13 protein-coding genes are annotated in these 16,815 nt (G+C 42.2%); 6 read left to right on the plus strand and 7 right to left on the minus strand.

Going from position 1 to position 16,815, the window contains the following annotated elements:
* The first annotated feature begins 40 nt into the window (after positions 1–40).
* The 4 genes from ACTXGL_RS05635 to recO all read left to right on the plus strand — a co-directional run bounded on the left by ACTXGL_RS05635 (position 41) and on the right by recO (position 3,491).
* Positions 41–433 carry a DUF4845 domain-containing protein gene (locus ACTXGL_RS05635; RefSeq protein ID WP_319051905.1) on the plus strand — a complete coding sequence of 131 codons (393 nt, stop codon included), beginning with the start codon at positions 41–43 and terminating at the stop codon, positions 431–433.
* A 103-nt stretch (positions 434–536) separates the two neighbouring features.
* The gene (gene rnc, locus ACTXGL_RS05640) at positions 537–1,334 is read left to right on the plus strand and encodes a ribonuclease III (RefSeq protein ID WP_319051904.1); all 798 of its coding nucleotides are present in this window, start codon (positions 537–539) and stop codon (positions 1,332–1,334) included.
* 351 nt (positions 1,335–1,685) lie between these two features.
* Positions 1,686–2,651 (plus strand): GTPase Era, encoded by a 966-nt coding sequence (gene era, locus ACTXGL_RS05645; RefSeq protein WP_443525563.1) that lies wholly within the window; start codon positions 1,686–1,688, stop codon positions 2,649–2,651.
* A gap of 63 nt (positions 2,652–2,714) precedes the next feature.
* Positions 2,715–3,491: a DNA repair protein RecO gene (recO, locus tag ACTXGL_RS05650; RefSeq protein ID WP_319051903.1), complete on the plus strand. Its 777-nt coding sequence runs from the start codon at positions 2,715–2,717 to the stop codon at positions 3,489–3,491.
* A 46-nt stretch (positions 3,492–3,537) separates the two neighbouring features.
* On the opposite strand, the gene ACTXGL_RS05655 is transcribed toward recO, so the two are convergent.
* A complete protein-coding gene (locus ACTXGL_RS05655; protein WP_443525449.1) occupies positions 3,538–4,092 on the minus strand; it encodes a pilus assembly FimT family protein in 555 nt (184 codons plus the stop codon).
* A gap of 586 nt (positions 4,093–4,678) precedes the next feature.
* Between ACTXGL_RS05655 and ACTXGL_RS05660 the strand changes: the two genes are divergently transcribed.
* Entirely contained in the window at positions 4,679–5,860 is a 1,182-nt protein-coding gene (locus ACTXGL_RS05660; protein WP_443525451.1) for an OmpA family protein, read from the plus strand.
* Between the two features lie 343 nt (positions 5,861–6,203).
* A complete protein-coding gene (typA, locus tag ACTXGL_RS05665; protein ID WP_319051900.1) occupies positions 6,204–8,054 on the plus strand; it encodes a translational GTPase TypA in 1,851 nt (616 codons plus the stop codon).
* A gap of 150 nt (positions 8,055–8,204) precedes the next feature.
* Here the strand turns inward: typA and ACTXGL_RS05670 are convergent, their stop codons facing one another.
* The 6 genes from ACTXGL_RS05670 to cysM all read right to left on the minus strand — a co-directional run bounded on the left by ACTXGL_RS05670 (position 8,205) and on the right by cysM (position 16,311).
* Entirely contained in the window at positions 8,205–8,645 is a 441-nt protein-coding gene (locus ACTXGL_RS05670; protein WP_443525452.1) for a hypothetical protein, read from the minus strand.
* A 282-nt stretch (positions 8,646–8,927) separates the two neighbouring features.
* Entirely contained in the window at positions 8,928–9,866 is a 939-nt protein-coding gene (gene mutM, locus ACTXGL_RS05675) for a bifunctional DNA-formamidopyrimidine glycosylase/DNA-(apurinic or apyrimidinic site) lyase (RefSeq protein ID WP_443525454.1), read from the minus strand.
* A 56-nt stretch (positions 9,867–9,922) separates the two neighbouring features.
* On the minus strand, positions 9,923–12,457 hold the full coding sequence (locus ACTXGL_RS05680) for a RelA/SpoT family protein (protein WP_443525455.1): 2,535 nt from the start codon (positions 12,455–12,457) through the stop codon (positions 9,923–9,925).
* 379 nt (positions 12,458–12,836) lie between these two features.
* A complete protein-coding gene (gene rlmD / locus ACTXGL_RS05685; RefSeq protein WP_443525457.1) occupies positions 12,837–14,408 on the minus strand; it encodes a 23S rRNA (uracil(1939)-C(5))-methyltransferase RlmD in 1,572 nt (523 codons plus the stop codon).
* 61 nt (positions 14,409–14,469) lie between these two features.
* Positions 14,470–15,294, minus strand: coding sequence for a 3'-5' exonuclease (locus tag ACTXGL_RS05690; RefSeq protein WP_443525459.1), 825 nt, complete (start codon positions 15,292–15,294; stop codon positions 14,470–14,472).
* Positions 15,295–15,348: 54 nt separating this feature from the next.
* Positions 15,349–16,311 (minus strand): cysteine synthase CysM, encoded by a 963-nt coding sequence (cysM, locus tag ACTXGL_RS05695; RefSeq protein WP_443525460.1) that lies wholly within the window; start codon positions 16,309–16,311, stop codon positions 15,349–15,351.
* Positions 16,312–16,815 lie beyond the last annotated feature (504 nt).

Consider the following 16,815-nt stretch of genomic DNA (forward strand, 5'->3'; position numbering starts at 1 on the left):
GCCATCAAAAACAGTTATTTACCCATAGAGGAATATCATAATGCAGCAGTTATCTGGTTTGACCACGCAGCGCGGTGCTAGTGTGACCAATATCGTTCTCATTATTATGGTGCTGGGTATTTCTCTGAAGCTTATGGTAGCTATCCTACCTGCTCAAATTGGTGACTATCAGTTAACAAAGCTTTTGAGCGCAGAGCTAAAAGTAGCCAACAATAATAATGAAACAGCTAAGCAGTTCGTTGAGCGTGTGAATAAACAGCTGTCTATCAATGCTGATTATGATACCAAGGCAGAAGAAGTATTTACTTTTACCGACAAAAAAACAGGCCAATTGGCTATTCATAAAAAATACGAAGTAACCAATAATTTTTTTAGCAATGTTGATATTGTCAATCGTTTCGAAGGCAATGTTGATATGGCTGAAGCAAAGTAAGCGGCAGCAATCCAGCACAGTACTTTTATACTCTTGATATTGCCCAACGTATACTTTTATTAAACTAAATCTGTAAAACAGAAGGGATAACCACAAGCCACGCATGAAACCAACTTCGCAACATTCCCAAGCGGTTCCTACTCCCAAAAAAAATAGCACGTCTGTCGACACGCTTGTTGTTAGCTCAGAATTTATTCAGCGGTTAGCGGTATTGACGCGTAAGTTAGGCTATGTGTTTAATGACTTAAGCCTCCCAAAGCTTGCATTGACACATCGCTCATTTGACAGCAAAAAAAACTACGAGCGTTTAGAGTTTTTAGGCGACGCGCTGTTGGGTATGATTGTGGGCGAAGCGCTATACCATCGTTATCCTAATCAGAATGAAGGACGTCTCACTCGTATGCGTGCCACGCTTGTACGCCAAGAGTCACTGGTTATCATTGCACAAAACTTGGAGTTGTCTAACCATCTAATATTAGGAGTAGGTGAGCGTAAAGGTGGTGGTCGCAATCGCGCTTCTATTCTGGCTGACGCAGTAGAGTCATTGATTGGTGCTATCTACTTAGACAGTCATGATATGGATATTACTAGAAACTGCGTGCTGTCATGGTATGGAGATTTGATCGATAACGTCAACGACCAAAAAGCATTAAAAGACGCCAAAAGCCGTTTGCAAGAGTGGCTACAGTCGAAGCAGTTTGATTTGCCAAACTATGAGCTGATGGAAACGCGTGGTAATGCTCCCCATCAGATCTTTGTGGTACGCTGTCACGTCAATATTAACAACTGTCCTGATATTACTGAATCTGGTGAAAGTCGCCGTATTGCTGAGCAAAAAGCAGCAGAGCTTATGATCAATCAGCTACATAAACTTCCAGGATCAGCCAAAAAGCGTCCTTAGTGAATGTTTATCGATGTCCGCAAAAATATTTTAACTGCAGAGTGTCGTTTTCAAGCGAGGATACCTTGAAAGGCACTGTTTAATACCACCTTACCTATCAATCGTTTTAAAACTTTAAATATTACTGGCCGATAGCCAATAGCAACGATATAAGCAAGCTATCAAACGATATTTGGCCAGATACAACCCCTATAGGAATACCTTATGAGCAATCGTACTGATTTGCCATCAAATGAAAAAAACAACCCTCAAGACATGGTCGAACAAGCCGATACTGATTTAGACCAAAACAATATCGAAATTACTGATGGCAATAGTGATAACGTAGAAGATGTCACAGTAGACAATGATATGGCAATCGAAGAGTTTTTTGCACCAAGTAACAATGCTCGCATGGCTGATGACTTCAGATCAGGTTATGTTGCGATTGTTGGACGTCCAAACGTAGGCAAATCAACGTTGATGAACCATTTGCTTGGTCAAAAGTTATCTATTACCTCACGTAAGCCACAAACGACTCGCCACCGTATTCATGGCATTTTATCGAACCATGAAATGCAAGCTGTGTTTGTTGATACGCCAGGTATTCATCGTAATGAGGTGCGTGCGATTAACGAGCGCATGAATAAAGCAGCAGTGTCTGCTTTGGTGGATGTTGATCTCGTATTATTTGTCGTTGACTCAGATCAATGGCGTGATGATGATTTGCTGACGTTGCAAAAACTTGGTGAAACCAATTTGACAGTCGTACTAGTGATTAATAAATCGGATACGCTAAAAGACAAAGGCAGTGTGTTACCGCTTATTGAAACCTTCAATGAAAGTTTCGATTTTGCTGATATTGTTCCAGTATCTGCGCTCAAAAACCAAAATTTAGATCGTCTGCAAGAAGTCATTGCTTCACATCTGCCAATTGCCGCACCTATGTATGATACAGAGCAGATCACTGATCGCTCAGAGCGCTTTTTGGCTAGTGAAATCATCCGCGAAAAAATCATGCGTAGTGCAGGTGATGAAGTACCCTATGACTTGACCGTACAGATTGACGCTTTTAAAGATGAACCTGCGCATACTGATCCAAAAACAGGACGTCCACGTAAAGCATGTACTTTTATTGATGCGACTATATTTGTTGAGCGCGGTGGTCAAAAAGCTATCGTCATTGGTGATAAAGGTCAACGCATCAAGCAAGTCGGTATGGATGCGCGTAAAGATATGGAGCAGCTGTTCGATAAGAAGATTATGCTTACATTATGGGTCAAAGTAAAACGTGGTTGGTCTGATGACGAACGTGCATTGACCAGCTTGGGCTATTGATAGCGATTAAAGGGTAGTGCGGTAATACTGCTACCCATATATTAAATGCTGAGGTGATAAACGATGCGTAACGAAGCGTTAATTGGCTATTTATTACATCAGCGACCTTATCAAGAAAAGCGTGCATTGTATTATCTTTTTTCTCAGCAGCATGGTGTGATTCATGGTATTGGGAAAAAAGGCGCACCGCTATTTATGCCTTTGCAACTTTTTGCGACGGGTAAACGCGATTTAAAGACATTCAGTCAAATTCATATCACCTCGCAAACGGTCACTCAAACAGATAGTGCATTAGAAGGTAGTTTTGCCAAGACTTCACAAGCAGTACCTTACGCCAATATCAATGGTCAACACCAATATGCAGCGTTATATCTTAATGAGATACTGTGGCGGCTGTTACCTACCGAAGATCCAATGCCTATTTTGTGGCAACATTATCAAACCAGTTTAGAGCGCCTCAAGCAGTCCTTGAGTGCTAATGAGCTACGCCTATGTTTGCGCCAATTTGAAAAGCATCTGTTTAATGAGCTTGGTTTTACGTTAACGCTAACACATGACAATGTCGAAGATAATATTGAGCCTGATGGTGTTTATCGGTTTTTACCTGATGTAGGTCTACTGCCTATTGCACAAAACGATACTGAATCTGAGCATTTGGAAAGTAGTACTAGCCAAACGGTTCTCAAAGGTGTGGATATTATTGAAATGGCACATCTTGGTATTGTTGAGACGACACTAAACAATTGGTCAAAGCTTCATCGGCATCTGATAGATCATTTACTTGACTATCAACCATTACAAAGTCGGCTACTATGGCAACAGCAGCAGCGTTATCAGTGAATTTATTCTTTCAAGTCATATAGTCAGCATGAGCTCTTTCGTCATGCTAGCAACCAGTAGGATGGTCTGCGTTAGGTTTGTATCTGACAATACCTGCTTGGTTGAATGATATCTGGTACATTGTCTGGTTGTAAGAAGAGGTGGGACAGTACTTGATATGTCCGAAGTGTCCTCGAGGTTTGCCGCTATCTCCCCAAAACTTAGTGTAGTGACGGTTGCTTGCTCTTAATTTTACCGTGCTGTATTTCAGGTTCAGAGACTGTTTGGTTATCAAAGTGTCTACGTTAGGATTAAAACGTTGGTTGTCGTTCTTATCTACAAACGCCAGAAGCGTTTTATCACCATTTTTATGACATCGTTTTTCGTTTTTAGACAAACAAACTATTATATCTTGTCTACTGATATAACTTTCAGCTTTAGCCAGAGATAGTGTGTTTTCCAGCTGGCTTTTAACACGGTTTGCTTCCATGCGTGTTAATTGTGTCAAAATACTTGGCGTTGCTACAGCAGTGACAATAGCCAGCACTGAAATAGTCACCATCAATTCAATTAGAGTGAAGCCTCGACTACTGCCTGATGATATCTTATGCCGCCATTTCATAACCTGCTATGTCCTATAGTATTCAGTTATTTTAACAAATGATCTAGCCTGTCCTATAGCTTCTACCAAATGCGATGCTTAGAGATTGTCGAGTGATGCAGTTAAATATCACAGTTAAAGTTAGTGTACAAACCGGGTACATTGACAAATTTGCTTTATGCCTAGAACAATGTTGATTGTCCTAATATAAACAGAATATATATCTACTGTCAAAAAATGTTTCAATTAGTGAATTATCCATATTAAACATAGAGAAAAATTATAAATTGTAATAAAATATGTTCAAACGATAGGTGTGGTCTTATCAATACCTACCGCGAACTCACATGCAATAGATAAAATTCGTAAGGTGTGTTAGTTCTGAGTAACTTAGGCAATGGATTGTGTTTTAGTTGCAACATCATCGTGTAATAATGTGTAGCTCGTTAACGAAAAACGTTGTAAACTGAATTGATAATCGCTAAGCTGCTTCTTAATTAGTTTTGCTCTGTAACTTAAATGTGTAAAAGATGTCTACTTTAAAGAAAACGTCTTGAGAATCGGTTTTGCTTAATGCATTACTAAAATTATCCTTTGGAGGAAGTCCATGAAACTGAATAAAATCGCTCTAGCACTGTTCGCTGTAACAGCGGCACCTTTAGCAGCTAATGCTGGTGTAACTATCAGCCCACTATTACTAGGTTATCATTACAGCGAAGGCGCTGATGATGATCAAGCTGAACTGTTGCAAAGCAACCAAGATAGTAATAGTTTTTACAAAGAAGACGGCTTATATACTGGTGCAGCATTGGGTATCGAGCTTACTCCTTCTACTCAGTTCCAAGTAGAGTATGGTGTATCTAATACTGATGCTATTGGTCAAAATGGTTCTGATAACTTTGATGCAGAACAAGAAATGATTTCTGGTAACTTCTTAATCGGTACTGAAGAGTTTACTGGTTATACTGATAGTGCATTAAAGCCATATGTTTTAGTTGGTGCTGGTCAGTCTAAACTTGACATTGAAAACAGTGCTGGTGACAAAGTCGCAAATACTACAGACACTATCGGTAACCTAGGTCTAGGTGCTATGTATCGTATCAACGATGCACTAAGCCTACGTGGTGAAGCTCGTGCAATCCACAACTTTGATAACAACTGGTGGGAAGGCATGGCCTTGGCCGGTCTAGAAGTTGTACTTGGTGGTCATTTAGCACCTACAGTAGCAGTACCACCAATGCAAGAGCCAATGGTTGATACTACTCCAGTAGTTGTTGTTGAAGCTGACCTTGATTCTGATGGTGATGGCGTACCTGATAGCATGGATGCATGCCCAGGCACTCCAATGAATGTAGTAGTTGATGAACGCGGTTGCCCAGTACCAGTAGATATTACTGACGAGCTGAAAATGGAACTACGTGTATTCTTTGACAACGACAAATCAGCTATCAAAGCTCAATACCAGCCAGAAATCGCTAAAGTAGCAGAGAAGATGCGTGAGTATCCTAACTCTACAGCTCGTGTAGAAGGTCATGCTTCTAAGACTGGTCCTTCAGCACGTTACAACCAACGTCTATCTGAAGCTCGTGCCGTTGCTGTTAAATCTATGCTAACCAACGAATTCGGTATTGCTCCAAACCGTCTATCAACTGTTGGCTACGGTTATGACAACCCAATCGCATCAAACGACACTGAAGAAGGTCGTGCTATGAACCGTCGTGTTTATGCCATCATCACTGGTGACAAAACTATGACTGTTGAGCAAACTAAAGATATGGTTGTTCAATAAGTATTAGCTAATCAGCTGTATAGTTAAATATACGGTTACAAAAAAAGTCACCTAATGGGTGACTTTTTTTTATTTGTGAATTGAGAAAAGTAAGTTATTTCATAAATTTATGAATCAATAATGTTATACTAGCCACCCAAACATTCTGTAAATTGACAGAATGTACATTAGCATAGCTATCTGTACGATGAATTTATCGGCATAGATATTTGATTATATTGAATTTCTTGATAGTACTTATATTGTGTTATCTAGATTTTAATATCTATCTGATTGATGATAAGAGTTTATCCAGCGGCGCTTATTGCTACTGCATTTTTTTAAGACGACACGAGCATTTTATATGGCGAACGATATCAAACACCTGCGTAACATTGCAATTATTGCCCACGTTGACCACGGTAAAACAACTTTGGTTGATAAATTATTACATCAATCTGGTACTTTTGGTGATCGTGCAAACATCGCTGAACGTGCAATGGATTCAGGTGATATTGAGCAAGAACGTGGTATTACTATTTTGGCTAAAAACACAGCTATCCGCTGGACAGATCAGACTTCAGAAACTGAATACCGTATTAACATTGTTGATACCCCAGGTCACGCCGATTTTGGTGGTGAAGTTGAGCGTGTAATGTCAATGGTTGACTGCGTATTGCTAGTTGTTGATGCTGTTGATGGTCCAATGCCTCAGACTCGTTTTGTAACGCAAAAAGCATTTGAGCAAGGTCTAAAACCAATTGTTGTTATCAATAAAATTGACCGTCCTGGCTCACGCCCTGACTGGGTGATGGATCAAATCTTTGATTTATTTGATAACTTAGGTGCTAATGACGAACAGCTTGATTTCCCAGTTGTTTATGCGTCGGCATTGAATGGTATTGCAGGTCTAGAAGCAGATGATCTAGCTGATGACATGACCCCACTGTTCAAGACTATCGTTGATGTTGTACAGCCTCCACAAGTTGATGCTGATGCTCCGTTCCGTATGCAAATCTCAAGCCTTGATTACAACAGCTTTGTTGGTGTTATTGGTATTGGTCGTATCCAGCGTGGTAAAGTTAAACTCAACACGCCAGTGACTATTATCGATAAACATGGTAAGACACGTAATGGCCGTATCCTGAAAATTATGGGTTATCATGGTCTTGATCGTATCGATGTCGAAGATGCGCAGGCAGGTGACATCGTTTGTATTACTGGTATCGATGCACTAAATATTTCTGATACCATCTGTGATCCTAATAATGTTGAAGCACTACCACCATTAACGGTTGATCAACCTACAGTATCGATGAACTTCCAAGTAAACAACTCACCGTTTGCTGGTCGTGATGGTAAGTTTGTGACGTCACGTAATATTCGTGAGCGTCTTGAGCGTGAGTTGATTCACAACGTGGCATTGCGTGTAGAAGATACTGAGTCTCCTGATAAATTTAAGGTATCAGGTCGCGGTGAGCTTCATCTATCTGTACTTATCGAAAATATGCGCCGTGAAGGTTTCGAGATGGGCGTATCAGGTCCAGAAGTTATCGTAAAAGAAGTTGATGGTAAGCTACAAGAGCCGTACGAAAACGTTGTTTTCGATATTGAAGAAGAGCATCAAGGTTCTATCATGGAGCAGGTCGGTCTACGTAAAGGCGAGATGACCAATATGGAGCTTGATGGTAAAGGCCGTATGCGCATTGAAGCCACGATCCCAGCTCGCGGTTTGATTGGTTTCCGCTCTGAGTTTTTAACATTGACTTCAGGTAGCGGTATCATGACGTCAAGCTTCTCACATTACGGTCCACAAAAGATCGGTGATGTTGGTGGTCGCTCTAATGGCGTATTGGTTTCTATGGCAAACGGTACTTGCTTAGGTTTTGCACTATTTAACCTACAGAAACGTGGTAAGTTATTTGCTGAGCCACAGCTTGAAGTTTACGAAGGTATGATTGTTGGTCTTAACTCTCGTAACGATGATATGACAGTTAACCCAACGACTGCTAAACAGCTTACCAACGTACGTGCAAGTGGTACCGATGAAGCATTGACGTTGACGCCAGCCGTTAAGTTCACTCTTGAGCAAGCGCTTGAGTTTATTCAAGACGACGAATTGGTTGAAGTAACGCCAAAAGCAGTACGTATCCGTAAGCGCTACTTGACCGAAAGTGAGCGTAAGCGTCACGGTCGTAGCAAGAAAGGTGCTTAATATTTTAGTATCTCTAAAATAAATCAATAAAAAAGGCTAACGTAACGTTAGCCTTTTTTTATATCTGTTTATAAATCGTTTGTTCACAAGCTGACAGTTCTTAAACTACCCAAAAAACCGTTAACAATAGTAATCTATGGAATGACAGTTCTATGGAGTGACAACCACGTAATCGTTGGTATTAATCAAAATCTCTGATGGTTGATCAACGACGATACGTACAATATTATTATCAACAACCTGCGATTTATAGTAGTTGTCTTCGGCAACGGTACAGCCTAAACATCTTCCCATGGCATCCCAAGGCTCAACAAACAATTTTTGCTGCGCTTGGTCTGCATTACCCCCAATAAGTGAGAAGGGGAGACTAACGAGATACACTGCGGTACCAGCGACAGCATTAACGAGTTGTAATGGCTTGCCAACGACTGTATCAACTACCATTGTCTCGTATGAAGGACCAAAGTCAGTCTCGTCTATTTCTATGGCTGCAAAAGTAGGCTGCATACTAGCAACCATTAACCCTAAGGTAGCACCAACAGTAAAAAGACTTTGCTTAACTGTGCGTTGGGTTCTAGCTTTAACAGTCATAACGATATCCTAAGATTCATAATTAGTATGATTAATGGCTGCTGCTGTCTTCACATGGGAATAATGCGGCAACGATATACGGGTGTAGTATTACAGAAAAATAAATAGCTTGCACTGTTTATGTAAGTGCTCCTTCTATTAAAGCAAGATGCACGTCAATAAGCAACAAGAATGCGCAGGATATTCTTACTGCAATAAAACATACTTTGCTCAGTTAGAGCGACTTGGTAAGAGTGCTCGCTTGAGCTTAAGGCAAAATAAGGCGCCATGTATAGCCAGCGGTTACGCTAGCGGTTGACACTCTGGACAGTAAACACTGGCTCTACCATTGAGTTTTATATTCTCCAATATAGTATCGCAATGTAGACAGTGCTCTCCTTGGCGACCATAAACGTTCAAAGTTTGCTGAAAGTAACCAGTCTGACCACTTGCTACTGTAAAATCGCGTAGCGTCGAGCCCCCAAGCTTAATAGCCTTTTTTAAGATATCTTTAATATGATCAACCAAAATATTAAGCTGTTGGTATGAGATTTGGTTAGCAGGGGTAGCGGGATGAATACCTGATAGATAAAGGCTTTCGGTCGCATAAATATTACCAACACCTACCACAACTTTTTGTTCCATGATCACTGATTTAATGGCTCGAGTGATAGATTTTTTCTGCTTGGTCGATAAGGAACTGTCCGGTTTTGTGCTGAGGTTATCTTTACGACCAGAATCAGTACGTTGAATCAACGCGTACAAATAATCTGCAGTAAACGCTTTTGAGAGTGGTTCAGGGCCTAAATGATCTAATAATTTAGCACCGTAATCTTTGTACCATAGTACTGAGCCAAAACGTCTAGGATCATAGTAATGTAGTTGAGACTTTGTATTGTCAGCATTGTTAAAAGTAATGATCAAATGATCATGTTTGCGTTTATCAGTACCATGAGGATGCTGCTGCAAACTACCTGACATTCCTAAATGAACGAGCAGCTGAAGTGGTGATGCTATTTTCATGGAGTCAGATTTGTCATCAACTATGACAGGTAAAAAACTGAGAACGAGATATTTTGCTCGACGCTCCACGCTATCTAACGTGTGATTCATTACACTATCTAAGTCATTTGGCATTGCCCAGCGTAACTTGGGTTGGAACACTTTTATATCAGCTACCTGTTGTCCCAATAGCGGTGCAAGGCTGGTTTTGGTCGTTTCTACTTCTGGCAATTCAGGCATAGTATTCTTATGACAACTCTATTGTTGAATAATCGATATATAGATAACGGTATGACTTAAGCGACAGCACGGCGAGCATGCAAAATACCATGCTGCTGCTCTAGCTTTGCTAGTAGCTTAGACAAATGTGCCAACCCTGAAACCTCGATATGAAACTTTAGAAAGGCAATATTGTCATCATTACTAAGGGTTTGAACTTGGCGAATATTGACATTTTCTTTGTCAATAATTTGCGTCAGATCACGTAATAGACCACGCCTGTCGTATGCTTCTACATGAATATCAACTGGTTGATAGCGACCTGATTGCACCTCCCAAGCTGCCTCGATTTTGCGTTCGGGATCGCGCTCAACCAGACGTGTATATTCAGGACAACCGCGGTTATGAACACTCACGCCTCGTGATAATGTAATATATCCAGCGATTGGTTCGCCATGCACAGGATGACAGCAGCCTGCTAAGTTGACCTCAATATTATCTAGACCATCGATATGGATTTTGTAAGCATCAATCTTACCTGAGTCTCTATTATCCACATGAGAGGTAAAATTCTCTGACGGTATTTCAGGCTCTAGATGCAGCTGACGCGAAATATGACTGGTAAGCTGATTAAGTCCAATATCACCTGTAACAAGACCCACAATAATATCATCGGTGGTATTAACGTGAAAATGCTGAATATAGTCATTTAAATCAATACTGTTAGGATGTACAGACAGACGCTCAAGCTCTTTGCTGAGCATCTGGCGACCTATCTCTATATTTTTATCACGGTCTTGCTTGTTGAACCACTGGCGCAGTTTTGAGCGCGCGCGGTTGGTATGAATATAACCTAGTGAGGCCACTAACCAGTCGCGGTTTGGCTCACGTGAAGACTTGGTGATAATCTCAACCTGCTCACCTGTTTTGAGTTGATAGGTCAGTGGCACATAGCGCTGATTGACTCGAGCGGCTTGTGCACTGTTGCCTACTTGAGTATGCACGTAGTAGGCAAAATCAAGAACAGTTGCACCTTTGGGCAGCTCGGTAATGTCGCCATCACGGCTGAAGATATAAATACGCTCAAGCTCGTCGAAATCAACGAGTTGTTCTTCTTCATCGAACTCTGTGTCATCGTCTTCGCTTGTCAGTGTGGATGAGCGCGTTTGACTACGCGTTTCATTATTAATAGACAATAACTGACGTAGTGAGCTGATTCTTTGGTTTAAGTAGTTGTCCTTTTTATTCTTCAGACCTTCTTTATAGTTGACATGCGCACACATGCCAAGCTCAGCCTCAAAATGCATTTCATGCGTACGAATCTGCACTTCCAGTGATTTGTTCTCAGCAATGACGGCAGTATGTAGAGAGCGATAGCCATTTGACTTTGGATTAGTAATATAGTCATCAAACTGCTCAGGAATATAACGCCATAAGCCATGTACCAGACCCAAAACGTGATAGCAGTCAGAGGGATTGGTTACCAATACACGTAGTGCACGAATATCATAAAGCTGATCGAACGACAAACCCTTAAGTTTCATTTTGCGATAAATGGAATAGATGTGTTTGACACGTCCAGAGACCTCACCTTCAATACTTGCCTGTGCTAATGAGTCATTGAGCTTGTCTTGTACACGTTGGATGTAGGATTCGCGTTCGCTGCGTTTTTCTGACAGTAATTTGGCAATTTCTTTATATCTGTCAGGCGCAAGATAACGAAAAGCCAAGTCTTCAAGCTCCCATTTAAGCTGTGCAATACCCAAGCGATGCGCGAGCGGCGCATAAATAGTCATGACTTCGCGTGCAACCCGGCTCTGACGCTCTTCATTAGAAAAGGTCAGCTCACGCATGGCAAAGGTACGCTCTGCCAGCTTAATAAGGACCACGCGCACGTCATTGGTGACAGAGATAAGCATGCTGTAGATGTTTGACAGCTGATCACGTTGGTTGTTTACGAAGTGGTCTTCTAAGCGCTTGTTACTCTCGATAATCTCTGAAAGCTTACCCATGGCCAAGGTGTCTTTGACAAGGGTATGAACATCTGAGCCGAAGTTTTTCTCTACTTCAGCAAGACTAATGATCGACTTACGAGCACTACGGTATAGCATGGCTGCGACGAGTGCATCTTCATCCTGATAGAGATAGGTCAATATATCCGTCATTCCGATGCCGGTCACATAAGCCCCTGAACGCTCAGATTGGCTGGTGTTCATATGATTGCGGATAAACTCACAGGCAGCACTAAGATGAGGCACTGACTCTTGTCCAATGCGTTTGGCAACATTATCTAGCCATGTTGGGACGTCGATATTGGCTTGATCTATATCAACAGGGTCGAGCTCTTCATTTGACTGCGCGTAGGTATTGTCTAATTGCTCATTATCAAGCTTGGGATCGCGGCCATCATAAGTATGTGCAGCGGAGCGATCAAAAGTCGTATGTAGCTTATGAGTTGCCAGCTGGTATTTGATATCGAGGGGAATTTGGGCATAGCTATTGGCCGACTGATGAGAGCGTTGGCTCGCTACCAGTTGCGCCGCCAGTGTTGCACTATCGGCCTGTGTGGTCTGTCCATCCACCAGTGGTAATCCTTCACGAATCTTTACCATAGCCGACTCCTCTTAGCTATTTTGAATTGATTATAACCTCATCTACTATGCACACACTCTGAATTGACGATTCATAAAGTGCCAGCTATAAACCAATACAACTGCTAAAAATGTTATTTTTAGCAGCTATAAAATGCGCGTAAAATATATAAAGCTATGAGCGTAGGTACTTCTCATACTTTGATCTAAAATATAAGAAGATTGTTTACTATTATCTCACTTTGAAATGACAAATCAAGCGAGCGTCTGTAATGACTGTGGCTAATTCTATGGATTAGCCGTTATTTCTCGATAAGAACTTATCCAAATTTTGTATCAGATTATGTCATCATCAAACGTCTACTTAATATGGCTTATTCATCATATGATAGGGCCTAAATTAAACGGCTACTTTTTCAAAGCGAGCGATAGATTCAACATGGCCTGTATGGCAGAACATGTCCATTACACCCGCGTGTGTTAGACGATAGCCTTGCTCTAGCAATGCCTTTGTATCACGAGCGAGCGTTGCTGGATTACAAGAGACATAGACGATACGCTCCGCATTGAATTTTGGCAAATACTGCATAATCTCCCACGCACCAGAGCGTGGTGGATCGATCAACAGTGCATCAAAACCTTGATTGGCCCAAGGCTTGTCAGTGCAGTCTTGCGTCAAATCTTGACTATAAAATTCAGTGTTATTGATACCATTGCGGCGTGCGTTGTCAGCCGCGCGTTCGGTCATAGCTTCGCTACCTTCGACCCCAATCACTGAACCTGTCTCCCCGACCAGACGCGCTAAAGGTAGACTAAAGTTGCCCAAACCACTGAACAGATCCAGCACTCGTTCGCCTGCTTTTAGATCCAACAAGTCGCAAGCCAGCTTCGTCATTTGACGGTTTACAGATAGGTTGACTTGGGTAAAGTCAGTAGGGATAAACTCAAAGGTTAAGTCATATTCTGGCAGTTGATAATACAAGCGACCAAACTGCTCGCTTAAGTCGTCGGCATCGGTTAAAGCGATACGTTGAATGCTATCAGCACCTTTCGACTGCAGATATAGCTGCCAGTTACGCGCTGCAAAGAATACTTTTAGTTTATCTATATCCGCATCTGACAATGGTTCTAAGTTACGCACGATAAGGGCAACTGGCTGATTACCATCGGGCAGCTCAGGCAAATGCTCACCCATCGCAAGTTCAAGCTGAGCAATCTTGTCACGACTCTCTAATGTGCTGATTAAAGTCTTTAGGTTTTCAATCTCAAAGCCAATACGTGGGTCTAAGATATGACATTCATTTAACTCTGCCAAAAAGTTGCTCGAGCGCTCACGGAAGCCGACCAGCGCTGTTTCTTTTTTGACCACATAACGCACGCCTAGACGTGCTTTGGTACGGTAGCCAAGTCGGTCGCCAACGACAGGAGGTAGCCAGTTATCAGGAACTGCATTGGCTTGATGTACCAGCATCTCAGCAAGTACAGTTTGCTTAAAGTTTATCTGACCGTCTGGCTGCCAATGTTGTAAGTTACAACCACCGCAAACCCCAAAATGCGGGCAAGGCGGTACTGCACGTTCAGGATTTGGATTGGCAGTAATACTAATTGCATCCCCTTCTTCAAAACTGGCACGGCTATTGGTTATTTTGACCAAAGCGCTTTCGCCCGGTAGTGCAAAGCTGACAAATATTTTTTTGCCGTGTTTGTCTTCAGCATGGCCATCATCAATACCAAAGCCATTACCATAGACAGCAACGCCTCGACCATCGTGTGATAAGCCGTCAATATTGAATGGAATCGGTTCTGCATCCTTTAGACGACGACGCGTTTTTGATGATGGTTTAGACTTTTTCTTACTAGGCGGAATAGCAATCTTCTGGGTATCGTTCGTTTGAGCTTCATTCGTTTGAATACCACTGTTTTGTGATGTCGCATCAGATGCTATAGGCGTTTTTGAATCGGTGGGTTGCATAAACCTGCCTTAATAATAAATAACTAGAAAAGGGGAGTGAGAGCTGCTGATCGTATTATGGCTATAATGTGGGTGCCGATGACCAGTCAGCAATAAATTCTTGGTGCCGCAGACTACCATTTGCCTGGGTATACTGTGCCAGATAGTCGTAGCTCTGCTGTTGCCAGGCATCGAAGCCTGGTGAGGATAACTGCCCCGTAAGACGTAACCAGCGTAGATAGATAAGCCACGTGTTCATCACATCAGACTCACAATAGATAGATAAGGTCTGCCAGTCTCCACTCTCGACTAGAGCACCGACCATGCTACCATCAACGTCAGTCTTGCCTGGCAAGCCATACAAGCTGGCGACGATATCCATAGCTTCGCGGCGGCTGGCGCCGTATTGACTAAATCTGTCCATCAAATCAAGGTGACGCGTGTGGAAGCGATTGACATAGTTATCAAAACGCATGTTTTTGATGCGTTCGCCTTCTTCAAACAGCCATGGCGCCGATAAATCGTACTGCATCGCACGATATATCAGTACAGGCATGTCAAAGCCCGAACCATTCCAGCTGATGAGCTGTGGCAATGTCTCAACATCGCTAAACGCTCGAAAAAACTTAGCAAGTATGTCTTTTTCACTAAACTTATCTGCAGTTAACGAAAATAACGATAACTTGCCGTCTTTGATATATAACGCTGAGATACAGACAATGCGCTGTAGTGGCAAGCGCATAAAGTCATGCCCTGCCTCTTGCATCCGGATTGCCGTCAGTGCGCTCAACGTATCTGCATCGTTGAGCTGCGCCAGCTGCGGATAGATACGACGCGCAGCATCAATATCGGCAACCGTCTCGATATCAAAGACGAGTATAGGGTCAGATGGTAGCGATTGTGACATGAATAATCCTAACTATTTATCAGCTTACTATTTGTAAGCTAGCTGGTTATAAGCTTAATTGGTGGCGTCATCTATAGCGCTATCATCGACGCTGTATAGACCGGTTGATAAATAACGATCTCCACGATCGCAGACAATAAAAGCAATAACAGCATCAGGATTGTTTTTGGCTACTTGCGTTGCTGCCCAGGTAGCGGCGCCTGAGGATACACCAGCAAAAATCCCTTCGTTCTTCGCCAGTTTGCGCATATAAATCTCAGCGATATGCTGATCGACATCCATGATGTCATCTACCAAGTCTGCGTCAAAAATACCTGGCATATATGCAGCAGGCCAACGGCGGATGCCAGCAATAGAAGCTTCTTCATCGGGTTGCAAACCGATGATTTGGATATCTGGATTTTGTTCTTTTAGATACCGTGAGACACCTGTGATGGTACCTGTAGTACCCATTGAACTAATAAAATGAGTGATTTTACCGTCGGTTTGTGCCCACAGTTCGGGCCCTGTGGTTAGGTAATGTGCTTGGCTATTATCAGGATTGTTAAACTGATCTAACACGATGCCTTTGCCGTCGGTTTGCATCTGTAATGCCAAGTCACGCGCCGCTTCCATACCTTCATCCACCTCAATCAACGTCGCGCCATAAGCAATCATAGCGTCTTTGCGTTCTTGAGTTGAGTTGGTTGGCATTAGCAAGGTGATTGGATAGCCGCGCATTGCCGCGACCATGGCTAGCGCAATACCAGTATTGCCACTAGTTGCTTCAATCAACATGTCACCAGGCTTGATATCACCGCGCTGTTCGGCTTGATAGATCATATTAAAGGCCGGGCGATCCTTTACAGAACCAGCAGGGTTGTTGCCTTCCAGTTTAGCCAATAGCGTGGCACCATTGTCGATGTGCTCTTGCTCAGGCAGTCGCTGTAATTTGACCAGTGGCGTTTGACCGACACAATCAGCAAGCGTGGTCACTTGAGTGATAAAGTTGGTGTTTGATATGGCCGTAGCGGACATAAGCGATCCTTATTTATTTTTTAGAATATTTTTTGGGTAACCGTTTTGGATAGGGTTACTGTTTTTATTGTTTGATAATAATTCGAGACAGCTGCTTTGTATATTGGTTTATGGTGAGAAGCAAACCAAAACGTGAAGGCAGTAGAATACGCTCCCATACGTGTTGACTATGAGCGATCTATTGTGGCAAATAAAAAGTTGCGTCATTATATCATTTTGTTTTCAGCTGCGCTTATCGCATGATGGAATAATAGTGACTGAGCTAGCTTGTTAGTTGAATGGGTCTTGATGGGTGGCCTAAATACCAGTTGTGGTACAGCAACCTTGATTATCATCGAGGTTAGATGTAACTAGGATGAAAAATATGTAGCGGGGCATATCACTTTCGTATTGACTGCCGTATTGGGTAGAGTGGTTGTCTGATCGAGACTTAACTGAACTAGTATTAATGGTTCACCGTCATTTATAGAATCCTGTTAAGATAATCTCAAGCGTAAAACAATA

Source organism: Psychrobacter sp. T6-6, from assembly GCF_052258185.1.
Classification (GTDB): domain Bacteria; phylum Pseudomonadota; class Gammaproteobacteria; order Pseudomonadales; family Moraxellaceae; genus Psychrobacter.

Coding starts and splice junctions, on each gene's coding strand:
- ACTXGL_RS05635 (WP_319051905.1), top strand. CDS start 41: ATGCAGCAGTTATCTGGTTTGACCACGCAGCGCGGTGCTAGTGTGACC.
- rnc (WP_319051904.1), top strand. CDS start 537: ATGAAACCAACTTCGCAACATTCCCAAGCGGTTCCTACTCCCAAAAAA.
- era (WP_443525563.1), top strand. CDS start 1,686: ATGGCAATCGAAGAGTTTTTTGCACCAAGTAACAATGCTCGCATGGCT.
- recO (WP_319051903.1), top strand. CDS start 2,715: ATGCGTAACGAAGCGTTAATTGGCTATTTATTACATCAGCGACCTTAT.
- ACTXGL_RS05655 (WP_443525449.1), bottom strand. CDS start 4,092: ATGAAATGGCGGCATAAGATATCATCAGGCAGTAGTCGAGGCTTCACT.
- ACTXGL_RS05660 (WP_443525451.1), top strand. CDS start 4,679: ATGAAACTGAATAAAATCGCTCTAGCACTGTTCGCTGTAACAGCGGCA.
- typA (WP_319051900.1), top strand. CDS start 6,204: ATGGCGAACGATATCAAACACCTGCGTAACATTGCAATTATTGCCCAC.
- ACTXGL_RS05670 (WP_443525452.1), bottom strand. CDS start 8,645: ATGACTGTTAAAGCTAGAACCCAACGCACAGTTAAGCAAAGTCTTTTT.
- mutM (WP_443525454.1), bottom strand. CDS start 9,866: ATGCCTGAATTGCCAGAAGTAGAAACGACCAAAACCAGCCTTGCACCG.
- ACTXGL_RS05680 (WP_443525455.1), bottom strand. CDS start 12,457: ATGGTAAAGATTCGTGAAGGATTACCACTGGTGGATGGACAGACCACA.
- rlmD (WP_443525457.1), bottom strand. CDS start 14,408: ATGCAACCCACCGATTCAAAAACGCCTATAGCATCTGATGCGACATCA.
- ACTXGL_RS05690 (WP_443525459.1), bottom strand. CDS start 15,294: ATGTCACAATCGCTACCATCTGACCCTATACTCGTCTTTGATATCGAG.
- cysM (WP_443525460.1), bottom strand. CDS start 16,311: ATGTCCGCTACGGCCATATCAAACACCAACTTTATCACTCAAGTGACC.